11 protein-coding genes are annotated in these 19,501 nt (G+C 58.7%); 4 read left to right on the forward strand and 7 right to left on the reverse strand.

Annotated elements, in window-relative coordinates; translation table 11 throughout:
• From J3D54_RS20770 to J3D54_RS20785, 4 genes are all read right to left on the reverse strand, one after another.
• The gene (locus tag J3D54_RS20770) at positions 1–1,731 is read right to left on the reverse strand and encodes a hydrogenase maturation protein (RefSeq protein ID WP_253422246.1); all 1,731 of its coding nucleotides are present in this window, start codon (positions 1,729–1,731) and stop codon (positions 1–3) included.
• Between the two features lie 281 nt (positions 1,732–2,012).
• Positions 2,013–3,860 (reverse strand): amidohydrolase, encoded by a 1,848-nt coding sequence (locus J3D54_RS20775; RefSeq protein ID WP_253426686.1) that lies wholly within the window; start codon positions 3,858–3,860, stop codon positions 2,013–2,015.
• 306 nt (positions 3,861–4,166) lie between these two features.
• Positions 4,167–4,484, reverse strand: coding sequence for an SCP2 sterol-binding domain-containing protein (locus tag J3D54_RS20780; protein ID WP_253422248.1), 318 nt, complete (start codon positions 4,482–4,484; stop codon positions 4,167–4,169).
• A 64-nt stretch (positions 4,485–4,548) separates the two neighbouring features.
• Positions 4,549–5,259, reverse strand: coding sequence for a histidine phosphatase family protein (locus J3D54_RS20785; protein WP_253422250.1), 711 nt, complete (start codon positions 5,257–5,259; stop codon positions 4,549–4,551).
• A 202-nt stretch (positions 5,260–5,461) separates the two neighbouring features.
• On the opposite strand from J3D54_RS20785, the gene sohB reads away from it, so the two are divergent.
• The 3 genes from sohB (at position 5,462) to J3D54_RS20800 (ending at position 15,353) form a co-directional block, all read left to right on the forward strand.
• Positions 5,462–6,484, forward strand: coding sequence for a protease SohB (gene sohB, locus J3D54_RS20790; RefSeq protein WP_253422252.1), 1,023 nt, complete (start codon positions 5,462–5,464; stop codon positions 6,482–6,484).
• Positions 6,485–6,615: 131 nt separating this feature from the next.
• On the forward strand, positions 6,616–11,487 hold the full coding sequence (locus J3D54_RS20795; RefSeq protein WP_253422254.1) for a DUF6543 domain-containing protein: 4,872 nt from the start codon (positions 6,616–6,618) through the stop codon (positions 11,485–11,487).
• Entirely contained in the window at positions 11,484–15,353 is a 3,870-nt protein-coding gene (locus J3D54_RS20800; RefSeq protein ID WP_253422256.1) for a DUF6543 domain-containing protein, read from the forward strand. Before J3D54_RS20795 ends, J3D54_RS20800 begins: the two co-directional genes overlap by 4 nt.
• Before the next feature lie 42 nt (positions 15,354–15,395).
• On the opposite strand, the gene J3D54_RS20805 is transcribed toward J3D54_RS20800, so the two are convergent.
• A complete protein-coding gene (locus J3D54_RS20805) occupies positions 15,396–15,890 on the reverse strand; it encodes a DUF934 domain-containing protein (protein ID WP_007941763.1) in 495 nt (164 codons plus the stop codon).
• On the reverse strand, positions 15,874–17,532 hold the full coding sequence (locus tag J3D54_RS20810; protein WP_253422258.1) for a nitrite/sulfite reductase: 1,659 nt from the start codon (positions 17,530–17,532) through the stop codon (positions 15,874–15,876). The genes J3D54_RS20805 and J3D54_RS20810 overlap by 17 nt, the downstream gene beginning before the upstream one ends.
• A 522-nt stretch (positions 17,533–18,054) precedes the next feature.
• Between J3D54_RS20810 and J3D54_RS20815 the strand changes: the two genes are divergently transcribed.
• On the forward strand, positions 18,055–19,140 hold the full coding sequence (locus tag J3D54_RS20815; protein WP_253422260.1) for an ABC transporter substrate-binding protein: 1,086 nt from the start codon (positions 18,055–18,057) through the stop codon (positions 19,138–19,140).
• A 5-nt stretch (positions 19,141–19,145) separates the two neighbouring features.
• Here the strand turns inward: J3D54_RS20815 and J3D54_RS20820 are convergent, their stop codons facing one another.
• Positions 19,146–19,376, reverse strand: a complete 231-nt coding sequence (locus J3D54_RS20820) for a DUF2970 domain-containing protein (protein WP_018927642.1) — start codon at positions 19,374–19,376, stop codon at positions 19,146–19,148.
• Positions 19,377–19,501 lie beyond the last annotated feature (125 nt).

Here is a 19,501-nt window from a genome sequence, read left to right on the forward strand (position 1 = left end):
TCAAAAGATCGCAGCTTTCGCGAACTCAACCTCCTTCACCACCGCCCAATCGGCCACCAACCGTTGCGGCGTGCCACACGCCTTGCGCTTAAGCACAAAATTACGGCACTTCTCGGCGAACTGTTTGCGGTTCTGCACCATGTCCTGGTGCATTTCTTCCAGCTCGGCGTTGCGGCAGTGTTGCATCAATTGAGTATCGAACCCGCTTTTACGCTCGCGCACCGCCTGATACGCCGGATCACTTAACGCTCCATTGGCCCGCTGCAACAGCCACAGACTAAACTCGTCCGGACAGCGTGGGCCGATTTCCTGGACCATGCCCAGCTGCAAGGCCTGGACGGCGCTGATCGGCAGACAGTCTTCGGTGAGTTTTTCCGCCATCGCCGGGCCGACGGCGCGGGGCAGGCTGTAGGTCCAGTATTCGGAGCCGTACAGGCCCATGGTTTTGTAATGGGGGTTGAGCACGATGTCGGAGCGGGCGAAGACAATATCGGCAGCCAGCGCCAGCATCACGCCACCCGCCCCGGCATTGCCGGTCAGTCCGCTGACCACCAGTTGCCGGGCGCTGAGCAGTTCCTGGCAGACGTCATCGATCGCCTGAATATTGGCCCAGGCTTCCAGCCCCGGAACCGCTGCGGCCTGGATCACATTGAGGTGTACGCCGTTGGAGAAACTGCCACGCCCACCCTTGATCAGCAGCACTTGGGTGTCCCGGGACTTGGCCCAGCGCAGGGCCTCCACCAGTCGCTGGCACTGTTCGGTGCTCATGGCTCCGTTGTAAAACTCGAAGGTCAACTCGCCGACGTGGCCTGATTCGCGATAGCGGATCGGTTGATAGCTTTCGTCGTTAAACGGCTGAGAGGCGATCGACCAATCAAGGGTCGGGACTTGCGCAAGCTGTTCGGCGAGCACATGTCGGGCCGGACGCTTGAAGGTTTCTTCGCCGGGCTGGGGTTTGCGTCGCAGCGAACCAATCCACAGACTGCGATCGCCGGTGGCCACCAGCACCGCATCGTCGTGCACCGCGAGAATCTCTCCCGGCGTGCCGCAGCGCGAATCCAGATGAGCGTCATACAGGTAATACTGACCGCCGGCCAGGCTGGCCAATACGCCGGGCTGACCGTCGGCGGCGTCAATGCGGCGTTTGACGAGGTGTGCGCTGTCGTGCCAGCTGAAGACCCGGTCGACTTGCTTCATGTTCGGCTGCAAGCGGCCAATCACATGGCGTTGGCTGTAGTCCAAAGGCACTGGATCGAAACCGTCGATAAATTTTTCCACGACTTCGCGAATGCAGGAAATAGCTGCGTCGCTAACGCGCCCGTTGTACAACTCGGATTTGCGCAGACCCTGGGGCAGGTTGAATTCACAGGTGGCCCAGACCGGCCCGGCATCCATTTCCTCCACCGCTTGTAACGCGGTCACGCCCCAGCGGCTGAGCTCACGGGTGATCGCCCAGTCCAGCGCACTGGCGCCACGGTCGCCGACGATGCCCGGATGAATGATCACTACCGGACGCTGGAGGTTGCTCCACAGTTGCTGCGGTACTCGGTCCTTGAGAAACGGGCAGATCACCAGGTCGGCGCCGGAGTGTTCAATCTGCTCGCACACCGCGTCTTCATCGGTGAACAGCACCACACTGGGCGAGTGGCCGGCCTGACGCAAATCCAGCCAGGCTCGTTGGGTCAGGCCGTTGAACGCCGATGCCAGCAGAATGATCTTCAATGACCGCATGATTGACTCTTCCTTGAGAATGATGGACCGCAGGCTCCCAATGAGCCGTCCTTGGCCTTCGATGGAAGCGCGATAGTAGAGAGTGCGGGGGAGAGAACAACTGATCGAGATCAAGCTTGCGTGAGCGAGTGTTTCGGTACAGAAGGTTGAGCAGCGATTTAATGTGGTAGCGAGCCTGCTCGCGATAGCGGACTGACAGCCAACATCACTGTTGAGTGTTAACCCTCCATCGCGAGCAGGCTCGCTCCCAGATTAGGTCGGTGGCACTTGGGGGCTGTGGTTTAGAACGCAAAACACGAACACCCAAACGCCCCCCAAAACCCTTGAAAGTCACTGACCGGCGCCGATGACAACCGCGCCCGTTCATGGCTGTGGGCATGCACCGCGCACGCGCCCACACACTGATGCACTTGCGCGGTCAGTGGCGCCAGGGGTTTCCAGTGCCCCGGTACATTCACCACCGGCGACCACTCTGGCACCACCGGGATTGGCGGTGGCCCCAGTTTTTCGAACTCGACGCTACCGTGAACGATCTTGCCGTCGACAATGGTCAGCACCGATTCGATCCATTTGATGGCTTCGTCTTCGATGTGAAAGTAATCCGCCGACAGCGCAATCAGGTCCGCCAGTTGCCCGACCTTGATCTGGCCTTTCTTGCCTTGTTCGGAGGAAAACCAGGCGCTGCCGTGGGTGAACAGTTCCAGCGCGGTATCGCGGCTCAAGCCTTGCGGGTAGAGCGCCAGCCCGCCGACGGTGCGGCCGCTGACCAGCCAGTACAGCGATGTCCAGGGGTTGTAGCTGGAGACGCGCGTGGCATCGGTGCCGGCACCCACCGGTACGCCCTCGGCGAGCATGCGCGTGATGGGTGGTGTTGCTTCAGCCGCTTTTGCTCCGTAACGGTCGACGAAGTATTCGCCCTGGAACGCCATGCGGTCCTGAATGGCGATGCCGCCGCCCAGGGCCTTGACCCGTTCGATGTTCCGCGGGGTGATGGTTTCGGCGTGATCGAAGAACCACGGCAAACCGTTGAACGGAATATCCCGGTCGACTTTCTCGAACACGTCGAGCATGCGGCTGATGGATTCGTTGTAGGTGGCGTGCAGGCGGAAGGGCCAGCGCTGCTCCACCAGATGCCGCACCACCGGTTCCAGTTCCTGCTCCATGGTTTGCGGCAGGTCGGGGCGTGGCTCGAGGAAGTCTTCGAAATCCGCAGCCGAAAACACCAGCATTTCCCCAGCGCCGTTGTGCCGCAGGAAGTCATTGCCTTGGCCGTAATGGGAGGTGCTGGTCCAGTTTTTGAAATCGCTCAGCTCTTCCTTGGGTTTCTGGGTGAACAGGTTGTAGGCAATGCGCACCGTGAGCTGTTGGTCTTTGGCCAGTTGCTGAATGACTTGATAGTCGTCCGGGTAATTCTGATAACCGCCGCCGGCATCGATGGCGCTGGTGACACCCAGTCGATTGAGTTCGCGCATGAACTGGCGGGTGGAGTTGACCTGATATTCCAGTGGCAGCTTCGGCCCCTTGGCCAGGGTCGAGTAGAGGATCATCGCGTTCGGGCGGGCGATCAGCATGCCGGTGGGGTCGCCATTGGCATCGCGCTGGATCTCGCCACCCGGCGGGTTCGGCGTGTCGCGGGTGTAGCCGACTACTTTCAGCGCGGCGCGGTTGAGCAGGGCACGGTCGTAGAGGTGCAGGACGAACACCGGGGTGTCCGGTGCGGCTTTGTTCAGTTCTTCAAGGGTCGGCATGCGTTTTTCGGCAAACTGGAACTCGTTCCAGCCACCGACCACCCGCACCCATTGCGGCGTGGGGGTGCGGTCGGCCTGATCCTTGAGCATACGCAGCGCATCAGCCAGGGACGGCACGCCTTCCCAGCGCAGTTCGAGGTTGTAATTGAGGCCGCCACGAATCAGGTGCAGATGGGAGTCGTTGAGACCGGGAATCACCGTGCGCCCATGCAGGTCAATGATCTGCGTGCCGGGGCCTTGCAGGGCCATGGCCTGGGCATCGCTGCCGACCACTACGAAGTGCCCGTCCTTGATCGCGACGGCGCTGGCCTGGGGTTTCTTGCGGTCGACGGTGTGCAGGCGTCCGTTGTACAGAATCAGGTCGGCGGGGGCATCGGGCATGGTTTTACTCCCTGCGGTTAGCGGACTGATCCAGGCGCCAATGGCGCCTGCCGAAAGACCTTGCAGTACACGGCGGCGACTGTAGTCATTGTGCTCGTCAGGTGGGCTCATGGCAGTGTTCTCCACACAGTCCTTTACAAAAGAAGCGAGGGCAAACAGCCGATGTCTGACGCATGCGGCCAGAAGGAATATAGACGGCATCTGCGCAGATAGCCGTTTTCCGAGGGCGAAAAACGACGAATCCCGCCACGAGGGGCGGGATTCGCTTGCTGCCAGACGTGCTCCCTGCGGAGGGGAGCGGCGTGCTTACGCCGGGAACAGCTCGGACAGTTTCATCGACAACATCATGTCGCCTTCCACTCGTAGCTTGCCACCCATGAAGGCTTGCATGCCGTCGGTTTCGCCACTGACGATGCCTTTCAGGGTTTCGCTGTCCATGATCAGCGTCACGTTGGCGTCAGCATTTTCGCCTTCTTGCAGTTCGCAGGTGCCATCTTTTACGATCAGCGAGTAATGCTTGTCTTCGTCGGTGATGTTGAAACCGAATACCAGGTCCAGACCGGCTGCAGCGGCTGGGTTGAACTTGGCTTTCATTTTTTGTACGGCATCAGCTACGGAGGTCATGGTTCGATCCTTTCTTGGGTAATAAGAGCTGGGTAATTACAGACAGGGTCACAATAGTCCGGAATCAGCGAAACGTGATGAGTTCCGGGGCCTTCAGCAGTTGCAGGTGCGTATGACTGTTGAAGGAAGCCAGGGTCACCTCGCGACCACGAAACTTGAGCAGGTTGAGCGAGGTGTTGACGATTTGCCAGTTCAGTTCAAAGGCCTGCCGGGCAGGCATTTGCGTAATGAGATGGAGCAGGGCAGTGATGGTGCCACCGGAGGTGAATACGGCGATTTTCTGGGTGTTGTCGGCATTTTCGAGCAGCCGCTGCAGGCCAGCCTGCACACGATCGACGAAGCCCAGCCAGCTTTCCAGGCCCGGTGTGTCATAGGTGCCGGCGAGCCAGCGCTCGATGATCAGGGCGAAGATACGCTGGAACTCGGCACGGTTTTGCGCGGCGTTGCGCAGGATCTCCAGCGCCTCGGGCTCGTCCTCCAGCATGGCCGGCAGCAGGGCACGGATCACCGCGTCGGCGTCGAATTCGTTGAAGGCGCAATCGATTTCCAGCGTTGGTACCGGCAAGCCCACCGCGGCGAACTGTTCCAGCGCGCTGGTGGCCGTGTGTTGCTGACGGCGCAGGTCGCCCGACAGGCAGCGATCGAAGCTGACACCGAGTTCGGCCAGGTGCCGGCCGAGGACTTCTGCCTGGCGAATACCGGTCGGCGACAGAACGTCATAGTCGTCTGCACCAAAGGAGGCCTGGCCATGTCGAATCAAATAGATGCTGCCCACGTCCGCGTCATCCCGGTACGTTGAAGGTTTGGCGAGGTTATGGGGATGGCGGTGAGCTGTCAATGAAAAAACATACGCTTGTTTGAAATGCCCGTTACAGGCCTGTTGCCAGAGGTTTCACAGCTGGTCGTCGAGCCGGCGGATGGGTATGCTGGAGGTATCCCGCGCGTGTTTAACCCGCGCATTGATTGAAGGAGTCCTTGTGGAGCTTTTGTTCGAGTACGCCATTTTTCTGGCCAAGACCGTGACTCTGGTGATCGCCATTCTGGTGGTCCTGGCCAGTTTCGCGGCGCTGCGCAGCAAAGGTCGGCGCAAGGCGGTCGGCCAGTTGCAAGTCAGCAAACTGAATGATTTCTACAAAGGCCTGCGCGAACGCCTGGAGCAAACCTTGCTCGACAAGGACCAGCTCAAGGCCCTGCGCAAGTCCCAGGCTAAAACCGAGAAAAAGCAAAAAAAGAAACCCGAGGCCAAGCCGCGGGTATTCGTGCTGGATTTCGATGGTGACATCAAGGCCTCGGCCACCGAAAGCCTGCGCCACGAAATCACCGCGTTGCTGACCCTCGCCACGCCAAAGGATGAAGTGGTGCTGCGGCTGGAGAGCGGCGGCGGCATGGTTCACAGCTATGGCCTGGCGTCTTCGCAACTGGCGCGCATTCGCGAGGCCGGCGTGCCGTTGACGGTGTGCATCGACAAGGTCGCGGCCAGCGGCGGCTACATGATGGCGTGCATCGGCGAGAAAATTATCAGCGCACCGTTCGCGATTCTCGGCTCGATCGGCGTGGTGGCGCAGTTGCCCAACGTCAATCGCCTGCTGAAAAAGCACGACATCGATTTCGAAGTGCTGACGGCCGGTGAGTACAAGCGCACCCTGACAGTGTTTGGCGAAAACACCGAGAAGGGCCGGGAGAAGTTCCAGGAAGAGCTGGACATCACCCACCAGCTGTTCAAAAACTTCGTTTCCCGTTATCGCCCGCAACTGTCTATCGACGAAGTGGCCACCGGGGAAATCTGGCTGGGCGTCTCGGCCCTGGACAAGCGACTGGTGGATGAACTCAAGACCAGCGATGAATACCTTGCCGAACGGGCTAAACAGTCTGAGCTTTATCATTTGCATTACGCCGAACGTAAAACGCTACAGGAGCGCATCGGCATGGCAGCCAGCGGTTCGATCGATCGCGTATTGCTGAGCTGGTGGAGTCGGTTGACCCAGCAACGCTTCTGGTAACACTCTTTAAAAGCGAGCCCTTTCATTGCCTGGCAATGGAAGGGCTTTTTTTTGTGGCGGTATATAGATAGCACCTGAAAAAAAAGAGGCTCGATAGGCTGGAGATTCTTGTCAGCTACGAGTGATCAGCAATGTCTCCTCTGCCCACCCATCAACACATTCCTGCCTTAACGCCAGAGCAACAGAGCATTTTTTTTGATCTGGTTAAAAGTAATACCCCTGCCTGGCTTCTGGCTGCATCAGCCCCATTGCGAGGTGAGCTGTATGAAAGCCTCAATGCCAGCCATCGCTCACGAAGTGAGGTGTCCAGCCTTCTCAAAACCCTTCAATCCCCTGAAGACTTCTGTGCTCCGTTACTGGCCAAAGCCATGACCGACAAGCTGGGCACGCCGCTGGAGGTGGCGGGTGTGGTCTTTCAGCATGTACGGTCAACCTCCAGCCTGCTGGGCCTTCGCCGAAAGCTTGTCTTGCCGATCGACCGGGATTTACTGACCGCAGCCTGTGAAAATTTTGAACTCAACGAAACACTGCCGGGAAACTACAACGACACTTCGTTGCTATATATTCCTGAAAAAATCACCGGACACGCCGCCAAAACACTGTCGATAAAACCCCACGAATTTGCCGGATTGTGCCGGACACTGGATTTAGGAAAGCAATACCAGTCCCACCTTAAGCGCCTGTTTGAACCGGTATCCGAGAGCCACGAACTACGCGACAAATACATTGCACATGCCCGGAACAGTTTTGAAGTCAGCAGGTATGTGGCGTTCATGAAGAAACATATCAGCGCGCAAGTTCATCAAATGTTGAAGGCGGTGAAGAACCGGCAATCTGTCACGCTGGGTAATAACACGCTGGGATATCAGACGTTGAAGATGTTTGGTGTGACGCTCAATGGCGCGATGTTCATCGGCCCCGTCAAAGAGCATGACGATGACGATAACCGTTGCGTCGTCTATCTGCCGGGTGACCCGCTGCATCCGCTGAAAGAATACGCATCGTTCACCGATTTCGAGGTGGAGTTGAGTCGGCGATTGCGACACGACGACTATCGCCGATGGTTCATGCGCTACATCAAGCTTGCCGACCGTTCGACTTTCCTGAAAGCCCTTGATGAAAAGTTACTGTCGTCAAACACCTCGCCGCTTCCTCGTCATACGGTGTATGTGTCGTTATCCGGTGACGACATTACGGGCGATATATTCCAGCAGACCTTTCGCCAGTATTCGGACCAGGTCATGGCGGATGCCAGAATTCTGGTTGTTCCAACGGACGATGAAGACGAAAAGTCCCGTCTCGGCAGGCTTCAGACCTATACGTCCATCGGTATCAACCTGGTGTTGTTTGGCGCGTCTTTTTTGCCTGTCGTAGGCGAGGTCCTGTTGGCGGTGAGCGCCGTGCAACTGCTGTCGCAGGTGTATGAAGGTATTGCCAGCTGGTCGAGGGGTGAGCTGGAGCAGGCCACGGATTATCTGTTCGATACCGTCGAGAACCTGATTTTGATGGCGGCATTTGCGGCAGGTACGGCCGCCGTCGCAAGTACATACAAAACCATCCGGGCGTCTGTTTTTATCGAGGGCCTGAGAAAGGTCTCCTGCTCTGACTCGCGTAGCCGCTTGTGGAAGCCTGATCTGTCGCCTTATCAACAGCGCCGGACGCTGTCGCAAGGGGCAGTACCTGATACCAGAGGGCTGCACTGGGCGGACGGGCAAGCTTATCTTCCAATCGACACCGCCCTTTATGCTGTGCGCCCCAAAACCGGAACGGATCTGTGGGAGGTACTTGCGCCGCAGGGTGCCGGGGAGACCTATTACCCCGTGCTTGAAACCAACGATGTGGGGGCCTGGCGCCACGACTCGGAGCTGCCACAGGAATGGGATCGGCTGAAACTGTTTCGCCGGTTCGGTTACTCCCGTGATGACGTGCCTGATAACGCGGTTACGCAGATTGTTGCCGTCTGCGGGATCGAAGATGCTGTGCTGCGCCAGGCTCACATATCCCGAAGCCATCCACCGGCATTACTGGTCGATACAGTGCATCGGTTTCGGGCAGACGCTGCGGTCACGCGTTTTATCGAGCAAATGAAGGAGCCCTCGTCAGCTTCCTTGGCGGACCCTGACCTGCAATTGCATCTGCTGACAACCTCTGACAGGTGGCCTGGCACCGCCGCCGTCAAGGTTGTCAATGCTGCAGGTGGGCGCATCAGCTTCCATGGCGCTGCCGACGCGCAGGCGGGGGAGACCCTCAGCCTCAATCAGGACGCGCTGGATAAAGGGCGGTTGCATACCTCGTTATTGTCAGCCTTGAGCAGTGGTCAGCGTGAGCATCTGTTGAATACGAAAACCACGGACGCGGCCGCTCAGACCAAGGCCCTGACAACGATCATTGCCGAACAAGCCGAACGCAACAGGCCTGGGCTGTTTACGCGGATCTATCAACGCACCGAAGTCCCGAGCAATGCCCGTGTAGCCGTATTGATGAAAAGGTTTGACGGTTTGCCTGCGGCTGTCGCCGACGAGCTGGTCAGGCATGCCGAATCCGGGGAAGGGGACGAGCTCGATGATGACAAAATACCCCTGAGGCTGGCGGAGGAGGCCAGTCGCTTCATGCAGCAGGTGCGTGTCAGCCGGGCATACGAAGGGTTGTATCTCAATGCTGCGGGAGGTTCCTATACTGACCGTTTGGTACTCGACACCCTTGAGCAACTGCCAGGCTGGACGGGCAATGTATGGGTTCAGATACGGGAGTCATCAGGTAACCACAACACGTCGACCAGTATCGGATTGGCGCACGATCCGGAGAAAGTGCAAGTCAACGTCCACGCCGATCGATACAGCGTATTTGTCGACACCACAACACCCTCGACCACATTCGCCCAACGTACACGTGATCATTATTTCCAGGCCCTTTGGCATGGGCTCTCGGCCAGGCGCAAGACCTTGCTGGGCGTACACGCGGATGATGCCGGGGTTGTATTGCGAGAGAAAATCACGGAGCTTGCCCTGCAGCGACGAAAAGCTATAGCGCAGCTCATTGATGATCAGCCATCGCGGCCGGGCTACACCTCGCCCATGAGGCTGGCAGACAGGCCGTTGGCGATGCCTTCGACAGGGCACTCCAACAGCCTTGCCATCACCACTAGCCATGACGTGCTGGTGCGTCGTGCGCTGGAGCTATATCCATTGCATTCTCCCAGGCAAATCCACGCCCTGCTTAACGTTACGGGGACGACCGTGATTTTGTCGCTGAAGAAGTTGGAGGCAATGAGGCAGGAGTTCATGGCAATCAGGGAAGACTTGAGTCGCTGGGTGAGCCGCCAAACCTGGCATCAAGCTCCCGATGGCCCAAGGCTGGAGGTGCCGAGGCTCAGCAAGTCTAGCGCGGCTCAGGCGATCATTCGCAGCTGGCGCAAGGAGCCAGAGGTCATCCAATCAGGCGAGCACCCTCTCGGCACACTCACGTTTTCCGCCCAGCCTTTGGGAGAGCTGCCGGTCATTATCGGAGATTTCAGGCATATAGGCAGGCTGGTGATGGACGGCGTGGGCGTCAGTGCCGGATTGAACAACTTTCTGAAAAACTTCAGCAATCTTCGAAGCCTGTCCCTGCGGGGCAACCACCTCACAAGGTTGCCGCTGGCGCTGACCACCATGTCCCGATTGGTTGATCTGGATCTGAGCAACAACCTGATTCAACTGACCCCGGCCTCGCAATCTCAGTTGGCCGGGATGACCGGTCTGCAATCGATGAACCTGGCTTTTAATCCGAGCCTGACTCGGGCCCCCGATGTCAGCCGGATGCAACACTTGGAGAGGCTGAGCCTGCAGGGTGCGGGGATAAATCAATGGCCTGCGGGCGCCTTGGATCTGCCGAGGTTGCGTGAGCTTGATTTGCGTGACAATCGGATAGATACACTTCCAGAGGAGGTACTCAGGGGCAATCCGTTGCCTAACAAGGGAACCAATCTTCATGGCAACCCATTATCGCCCGACACCTTCAAGGGGGTATCTTCGTATCAGAAAAGGACCGGTGTCAGTCTTGGGGTCATCGCCTCAGAGTATCGTCGGCCTACCACGCGTTCCGTGGCTGACGCGACTCAGAGCGGACTATGGCTGACCGGGCTCGACGTCGCCGAGGCTCAGACCCGACGTGCCCTGTGGGAGTCTTTGCAGGCTTATCCGGATTCGAGGGGCTTTTTCAATGTGATCGCGCGTTTGTCCGACATTGCCGATTACAAGCGACTGTATTCCGACTTCAGTCAGCGAATCTGGAACGTTCTGGAGGCCGCGGGCGAAGATGATCGCTTGCGACGTGCATTGTTTCGGCTGGCTCGTCTCGGGCGGGTCAGCGCCGATGGCTATTCGGCCTCATTCAGCGAAATGGAAGTGCTGGTGTTGTGCTACCAGGCCAATACCGCCGCCACCGCCACCGGAGCTGGGTTCCTGGAGCAGCAATTCATTGGGCTGCTCAGGGGCTTGTTTCGCCTGCAGGAGGTCGAGGGCTTTGCGCTGGCTGACATCAACACCCGTACCGGTCCCCAACAGCAAAGCTACGAGCATGCACTGGAGATCAGTCTGGCGTATCGCGTCGGGCTGTCAGAACGCCTGGGCTTGCCGTCCCAGCCACGGACAATGACATCGCCCTGGAATGTCGTGGTCACACCAGCGATGCTGGAGCGGGTTTATCAGGCAGTCCTGACGACTGAACGCAGCAGTGCATTGCTGGAGTGGATCATCGGTCAAAGGTTTTGGGTGGAGTATCTGGAGGCGGCCCATCAAGACCAGTTCTTCGCTATCTCGGATCGGTCAGCGCGGGCGTTTGCGCAACTCGAGGAACAGGTCGAACTCACCCGCGAAGTCGCCAGCGAGCGAATGAATGCCCTCATCGACAACTTCAAGAATGAGCGTCGGGACTTGCTCAGACAACTGTCTTCCCTGGCATTGGCGCGCCATCGCGCCCCTGAAGTCCCGAGTACCAGTTCCCGCTCGGGGGCATCCCGATGAACGAATACACTCACGATGATGTAGCCGGGCCGATTCCATCGCCGATGCCAAAAATGCACGAGAAACTGAAAAGGGTGGTGGACATCGCGCTGCCGCAAACCCCTGGCCAGTTTGGCGAGCACTTGATCAAGGAAAAATGGGGGCAGGGCATCGACCCGCAGACCGCCATTCTGGTCACGCTCGATTACAGCTATAAAGGCCATCCTGCACAGGATGGTGTCGAGCTGGGACGGGTGGCGAGCGCTCGTTCGCTGCTGCAAGCGCTGCTGTGCAACTACCAGACTGTTGGCGACGGGCGCTTTGCGGAAACCGCGTTCGGTTTGTACACGCCGCCGGATGTCGGGCCAACGGTGCGGATAGTCGATAACGTCGACGAATTCGCCGATCACGGCAGCGGTAACCACCACACGTATGAAGGCATTTATCGCCAAACCTCACCGCAAACGTATGGACCGCTGACACAGATTGAGCTGAGACCTGACGATTTCAAGAAATGGGCCTGGGAATTGAATTTGAAGGGCTTGTACAAAGCGTATCTCGATCAGGCCTGGCCGACCGATGACGTGCTCCTTGCACCCAAGCCCTACGCGTTGAGAACGTCGGTCAAAGCCGCGTTTGTCATGGCGGCCTGGTTGCAATTGCATGAGCAGCGCCTGACTCAAAAGGGTCTGGAACTGGCGATGCAGGCGGCTGGCCTGCCAGCCGAGCAGTCATGGGAAACCTTGACCATCGAGCAGTTGCAAACACCCGCTCGTGTTCCTTCGACCGTCAGGTTCGGCTTGCTGAAACTTTATCGCTACACCGCGACGGATATCTGGGCCTGGCGTGATACCGCCAGTCCTCGCGTGCTGCTGTACATCCCGGGTAACTCATCCCCGTTGCACGAATTCGCCGATGCCACTCAATTGCAGCAATGGGTGGTCGCGCAGGGCCGCTCCACCGCGACAAAAGAGGCGTTGGCCGCGCATTTTGCCGAAGACGATCGCGAGGACGGTACGTTCCACGCCGGCGTCCTGACCGCGTTGGACGGCATGGCGCTTTATCCTGCCAAGCACCGGCTGAACCCCAACGCCGGCTTCTTCAACGACGATGGCTACTGGGACCCTGCCGAGTACATCGGCTTTGACGATCCGGTGGTCGCCACCGATCCCTTTGCCCGGTTGGTGCTGGCGATGAAGCAAGGCGCGGTGGCAGGCATCAAGACCATTCGCGACGATGCGCAGGTCAACCGAGATCAGTTGAGTGCCGTCGTCGAACCGATGGTGCAATGGATCAACCGGTTTGGCCCGCTCGCCGTGTTCGTCCCCGGAGGCGAGGGACTGCTGGCGCTGGCCGGGCTGATTGACGCCGGTTATGGCTTGAATCAGGTGGTCAACGGCAAAACGCCCAGTCAACGCTCCGAGGGCCTGACGCGCACGGTGTTTGGCTTGCTTAACGCGCTGCCGATGATCGGTGGCGCGTCGGTGCTCAAGGGTGACACCGCGCAAGCCGAGCACCTGGCGGAGCCCGGCCCGGAGCTCGACGTTAATCCGCAAGCGTTGGAGGTGCGGTCGGTGCCGAGAGTTGCGCCGATGCCCGGTCCATTACTCAGCCGGACTGGACTCCTGCGCGGAATCGGCCCCTCGGTAGCTTCCTTCAGCGATGAAGTACTGGCGCAGATCGGCACCGTCAGTGCAGTGGACGACGACATGCTGCGGTTGATGCAGGCGGGTCGAGCGCCGACGCCGTTGTTGGCGGACACGATCAGTCGCTTCAGGATCGATCAGGATCTCGGTCCGGCAGGGGACCTCGCGCTCTTTAACCAGCGTTATCAGGCGCTTCAACAGTCGGAGCATGAGTGGGTTCAACTTTTTCAACGCCAATACCCAGGCCTGCCCAAAAGCGCCATCGAGCAAATGCTCGAGCGCTATGGCGTCGACCTCCAGGCATTGCCTGACGCTACCGAGGTCGGCCAGGTGCTCGCGCGCCTGGGCAGCAAGGCGCGGCAATACCAGCAACATGTACGGCTCAATCGAGCCTATGAAGGTCTTTACCTGCGCTCGGTGGTGAACCCCGAGTCGGATGCACTGGCCTTGCACTCGCTCGCCCGGCAGCCAGGCTGGCCCAGACATCTTCGCATCGATGTGCTGGATCAGACCGTAGTCGGTCGGGTACTGGACCGCAGCGGTCCACTCGATGCGAGCGAAGTTCGGCGCCTGATCAAGGAAGGTCAAGGTTACCGGCATCAGGACCGGCAAGCGGACTTCTACACAGCGCTTCTGGGCCTGTTGTCAGACGACGAGCGTTTAGCGCTGCACCTTCATTCAGTTGATCCGGCAGGTGAGTTGCGGCTGAACATCGGCAGTCAGGCGTTACCTCGCCCCGAGTTCATGCACGGGCTTCAGAGAATGGATGCCGGATTGCCTTTCGAAGCCCCGGGACTCAGAGGCGGCGGTTTTCCGGCAACGCCCCAGGCCGAGGCGCTGACGCATCAGATGATGCGGTTGCAACTCAAAGAGATCTATCCAGAATTCACCGATGCCCAGGCTGATGCGCTCCTACAACGTGAAGGTGTAAATGCACAGGCGCACATTGAGTGGTTGAAGCAACAGCTGCAGCAACTCGACACCGACCTGACCGCCTGGGTAGATCAGGTGGCGGATGACGTCCATGACATGGATATCGATTTGCTGAGCCCGGATGATCCCGCAGCGGCAGGACTGAGCGCTGCACAAATCGAAGCCTATAACACTCAGCTCATGCAGACTGAAATGCAACACGAGCGAGCGATTCGAAATGAGTTGGCCGAGGAGCTGGTCGGCATTTGGCAGCAGCGCAGACCGCAGCAGGAGCTTCTCCCGGCAGGTGATCAGATACGCGGCGTCAGGCTTGGTCTCGACTTTGAGGATTACCACCGGTTACCCGCATTGAATGTCCGGCTCAACAATGTTCTCGAATTATCAATGCGCGGCTTCCACTTGACCGAACAGGAAAGCCTGAACGGATTTCTTGAGAGTTTTCCAAATCTGGAAGTCCTGAGCCTGGAAAATGTCGATCTGAGTCACTTCAACAGCAACGGCGAAGCTGGACGTGCATTACCTCATGCGATCAGCCAGCTGCGGCAGCTCACTTCGCTGAACCTGAGGTCGACAAGTCTGACTTTCAGTCAGCGCAGCGCTTCACAGCTGACTGATCTGACGCGCTTGCAAACGTTGGACCTGAGCAACAATCCGTTGGATGTCCCTCCCTTGGTTCTGGGAATGAACGACTTGCGTCGGCTCAACTTGAATAACACAAGGATCGGTACATGCCCAGTTGGAATCATGGAGCAGCCTTATCTGACGACCCTGGATTTGCGCAATAACCGGATAACCCGGGTTCCGCAGGGGGTGCTGAACCAGGCCATTGCCAGGGATCGTGTGATGCTGCAGGGCAATCCGTTGACGGACGAGGACACCTTGTTGCGCCTTGTCGATCATCGGCGGCGAACGGGTATCAACCTGTGGTTAAGCGAGCCTGGAGCCGACTACGGGAATGTCACCGAGTGGTTGCGTGAAGGCGATGAAGGGCTGCAAGAGGCGCGACAATTGATCTGGCAGAGGATTGCAGCCAGGCCCCTTGGCGGCAGGTTCTTGAGAATTATGGATGGCATGAGTCTGACGGCGGACTTTCGAGTCGACTATCTGGCGCTGCAGGCGAGGGTGTGGCGGCTTCTCGGTGATGCCGATGCTTCAGAGCCGCTGTGGACACAGCTGGTTCAGGATATCGGAGGGGCCGAGGTCGATCCTGAAAATCCGTTTACGCTGTTCACGGCACTTGAGGATCGTGCCCGGTTTTATCGGAGCTGGGAGGCTATGGGACGACCGTTTCCGATCAGCTCACAGTAAAGGGAGAACCTTGAACCCCGAAAGGGGTTCAAGGCTTGACGATCAGCGGCGACGGAACAGCGGCAGCGGTTCGTCAGTGGCGGCCTGATACGTCACCGAGAAGTCCTTGAGACCTTCCAGGGCTTCGTACGGGTCTTTATCGGCGCGAATGGCGAACGCGTCGAAGCCGCAACGGTGCATGTAGAACAGTTGGTCGCGCAGCACATCGCCAATCGCCCGTAGTTCGCCTTTGAAACCATAGCGGTCACGCAGCAGACGGGCGTTGGAGTAATTGCGACCATCGGTGAAGGCCGGGAAGTTCAGGGCGATGACCTGGAAGTTCGCCACGTCATCACCGATTTCTTCAGCTTCTTCGTCGGCATCCAGCCACACACCCAGGCCGCCATCGCGGGCCTTGAGCATACGGCTGTGTTCGCGCCACAGTTGCAGCGGGACGATCAGGTCGTCGCAGTTGCTGATCTCGTCGATGTTGAAATCTTTCGGCAGCAAGTGCCAGGTTTCGTCGACGACTTCGTTGTTCTTAATTATTCGCTGCATAGACGCGCTCCTTGAAGAGGTCGATGCCGATACGTTGATAAGTGTCGATGAAGCGCTCGTCTTCGGTACGTTGTTCGATGTACACGTCGATCAGCTTTTCGATCACATCAGGCATGGCTTCCTGGGCGAAGGACGGGCCGAGGATCTTGCCCAGGCTCGCATCGCGACTCGCGCTGCCACCCAGGGACACCTGGTAGAACTCTTCGCCTTTCTTGTCCACTCCGAGAATACCGATGTGGCCCACGTGGTGGTGACCGCAAGCATTCATGCAGCCGGAGATGTTCAGGTCCAGCTCACCGATGTCGAACAGGTAGTCCAGGTCGTCGAAACGGCGCTGGATCGACTCGGCAATCGGGATCGACTTGGCGTTGGCCAGCGAGCAGAAATCACCGCCCGGGCAGCAGATGATGTCGGTCAGCAAACCGATGTTCGGTGTGGCGAAACCTTTGTCGCGCAACTCGCCCCACATCGCGAACAGTTGGGACTGCTCGACGTCGGCCAGAATGATGTTCTGTTCGTGGGAGGTGCGCAGTTGGCCGAAGCTGTAACGATCGGCCAGGTCGGCTACCGCGTCGAGCTGCTTGTCGGTGATGTCGCCCGGCGCTACGCCGGTCGGCTTCAGGGACAGGGTCACAGCCACGTAACCCGGCTTTTTGTGGGCCAGGGTGTTGCGGGTGCGCCAGCGCGCGAAGCCCGGGTGTTGCTTGTCGAACTCGGCCAGTTCGGCGGTCTGGTTGTCCAGCGCCTTATATTCCGGATCGACGAAGTGTTTGGCGACGCGATGCACTTCGGCTTCGGTCAATGTGGTCTGGCCACCGCGAAGGTGTTCCATTTCCGCATCGACTTTTTGCGCGAAGACTTCAGGCGTCAGGGCCTTGACCAGAATCTTGATCCGCGCCTTGTACTTGTTGTCGCGACGGCCATAGCGGTTGTAGACCCGCAGGATGGCGTCGAGGTAGCTCAACAGGTCCTGCCATGGCAGGAATTCGTTGATGAACGCGCCCACCACGGGCGTACGGCCCAGGCCGCCACCGACCAGCACACGGAAGCCCAGTTCGCCCGCGGCGTTGTGCACCGGCTCGAGGCCGATGTCATGGACTTCGATGGCCGCACGGTCGGACGTCGAACCGTTGATGGCGATTTTGAATTTACGCGGCAGGTAGGCGAATTCCGGGTGGAACGTGGTCCACTGACGGACGATCTCGCACCATGGCCGCGGGTCGATCAACTCGTCGGCGGCGACACCGGCGAACTGGTCGGTGGTGACGTTGCGCAGGCAGTTGCCGCTGGTCTGGATCGCGTGCATCTGCACGGTCGCCAGTTCCGCCAGGATGTCCGGGATGTCTTCCACGGCCGGCCAGTTGAACTGCACGTTCTGCCGGGTACTGATGTGGGCGTAGCCCTTGTCATAGTCACGGGCAATCTTGGCCATCATTCGCGTCTGGCGCGAAGTGAGTTGGCCATAAGGCACCGCCACCCGCAGCATCGGGGCAAAGCGCTGGATATAAAGGCCATTTTGCAGGCGCAGGGGGCGGAATTCTTCTTCGCTCAGCTCGCCTGCCAGATAGCGTCGGGTCTGATCACGGAACTGCTTGACGCGGTCCTCGATGATCCGCTGATCGTACTCGTCGTATACGTACATATAAGTCCTGTTCTCAGGCTTGGGCCGGTCGGATGCAGCTGCGTTTTCGCAAGCTTTCATCCGATTCTGCCTCGGCAATTCTGCGCGCACGGCCGCGCACTCCCAACGGAGCCGACGCAAGATACCAGTTTGCAGTTATGCGCAAAAGTGATGTTTGAGTATATGCAAAGAACCAAAACGACTAATGAAATTCGTAGTGGTAAAACCCTCATTTGTGGTGCGGGCAATCATCGTCTTAACTGTGCTCGAGTCTTTATGCAATCACCGATAAAACCGACAAGAGGCGATGCAATGAGCAACCCAACCAAAGCAAGGAAAAGCGATAGCACGGTCGATGCTTGGGCGATTTTGTTCCTGATCATCCTGGTCGTGGGTACGGCGGTATTCTGGGTCAGCCATCAATAAACGACCCCGTCCGGGCCCGGCGCCGACGATTGTCGGACTAAAAGCCGGAATAAGCGCCGTTTCAAGGGACTTCGCTGGCTATAATGCGCGGCGGATTTTCGGGGGCTCGGACGATCAATGTTGAAGTTCTTCTGTGGTGTAGTGCTGGCGTTTGGCGCGGCCCTGGGATCCTGTGCCCAGGCGGCGTCTGTATTGTTTCTCAATCCCGGGACCTCTCAAGAGACATTCTGGGTCAGTTACTCGCAGTTCATGCAGGCCGCAGCCAAGGACCTGGGCATGGATTTGCATATCCAATATGCCGAGCGAAACGCCGAGACCACACTCAAACAGGCCCGCGAAGCGTTGCAAGGGCCGAGTCGGCCGGACTATCTGGTGTTCTCCAACGAACTGTATGTCGCCCCCGAAATCCTGCGCCTGGCGCAAGGCAGCGGCGTGAAGCTGTTTTTGGTCAACAACGGCCTGACCGCCGACCAGATGCGCCTGCTCGGCGCCCAGCCGGACAAGTATCCCGACTGGCTGGGTAGCCTGGTGCCCAACAATGAGGAGGGCGGCTACCTGATGCTCAAGGAGCTGATTCGCCTGCATCGCCCGGTCGCACCCGGTGAGGTCATCGAACTGGTGGCCTTTTCCGGCCTGAAAATCACGCCGGCCGCGCAACAGCGTGAGCAGGGCATGATGCGGGCATTGGCCGAACACCCCGAAGTGCGGTTGCGCCAGTTGGTGTATGGCGGCTGGACCCGCGAGCGCGCCTATGAACAGGCCAGGTTATTGTTCAAGCGTTACCCGCAAACATCGCTGGTCTGGTCGGCTAACGATGAAATGGCTTTCGGCGCCATGCAGGCGTACGCCGAAACGGGAGGTCAGCCGGGTAAGGGTATGCTGTTCAGCGCCATCAACAATTCACCGGACGCGTTGCAGGCGCTGTTGGAGGGGCGGCTAAGCGTGTTGTTGGGCGGGCACTTCACTCTGGGCGGTTGGGCGCTTGTGCAGTTGCATGACTACGACCAAGGGGTGGATGTCAGCCAGTACGGCGGGCGCGACCGGCAGATTCCGTCATTGCAACTGATCGACCACGCGCAAGCCCGGCGACTGCTGGCCATGGGGGCCACTCAGGATTACAACGTGGATTTTAAAAAGCTCTCGGCCAAAGGGCGACCGACGTCGTATCGCTACCCGTTCAACTTGCAAACCCTGATGCACTAGCCGGCTCAGATCCCGGCCAGGTGCAGCACCAGTTTGACGATGCCGAACAGCGTCAGGGCGAACACCACCGTGAACAGAATCCCCAGAATCACGAAATGACTGGGCTTGCCGTGGGTGAAATCCCGGGCCCGGTTTTTCCCGCTCTGTACCCCGAACGCCGCCGCCATGACGCTGTGCAGCATCTGCCAGAAGGTCGGTGGTTTGTTGTGGTTATTGTTGTCGACTGGATCGTCCATAAATCCCCCGTCACGAATGTGTATAAGGCAAGCATAGACAACAGACTCGAACTCTGTGGGAGCCTTTGTGGCGAGGGAGCTTGCTCCCGCTGGGTCGCGAAGCGGCCTCAAAAAATGGGACTGCT

It is taken from the genome of Pseudomonas sp. GGS8 (assembly GCF_024168645.1).
Taxonomy (GTDB): Bacteria; Pseudomonadota; Gammaproteobacteria; order Pseudomonadales; family Pseudomonadaceae; genus Aquipseudomonas.

Excerpts from the sequence above, each read along its gene's own strand:
- J3D54_RS20770 (WP_253422246.1), bottom strand. The coding sequence starts at position 1,731 with ATGCGGTCATTGAAGATCATTCTGCTGGCATCGGCGTTCAACGGCCTG.
- J3D54_RS20775 (WP_253426686.1), bottom strand. The coding sequence starts at position 3,860 with ATGCCCGATGCCCCCGCCGACCTGATTCTGTACAACGGACGCCTGCAC.
- J3D54_RS20780 (WP_253422248.1), bottom strand. The coding sequence starts at position 4,484 with ATGACCTCCGTAGCTGATGCCGTACAAAAAATGAAAGCCAAGTTCAAC.
- J3D54_RS20795 (WP_253422254.1), top strand. The coding sequence starts at position 6,616 with ATGTCTCCTCTGCCCACCCATCAACACATTCCTGCCTTAACGCCAGAG.
- J3D54_RS20800 (WP_253422256.1), top strand. The coding sequence starts at position 11,484 with ATGAACGAATACACTCACGATGATGTAGCCGGGCCGATTCCATCGCCG.
- J3D54_RS20805 (WP_007941763.1), bottom strand. The coding sequence starts at position 15,890 with ATGCAGCGAATAATTAAGAACAACGAAGTCGTCGACGAAACCTGGCAC.
- J3D54_RS20810 (WP_253422258.1), bottom strand. The coding sequence starts at position 17,532 with ATGTACGTATACGACGAGTACGATCAGCGGATCATCGAGGACCGCGTC.
- J3D54_RS20815 (WP_253422260.1), top strand. The coding sequence starts at position 18,055 with ATGTTGAAGTTCTTCTGTGGTGTAGTGCTGGCGTTTGGCGCGGCCCTG.
- J3D54_RS20820 (WP_018927642.1), bottom strand. The coding sequence starts at position 19,376 with ATGGACGATCCAGTCGACAACAATAACCACAACAAACCACCGACCTTC.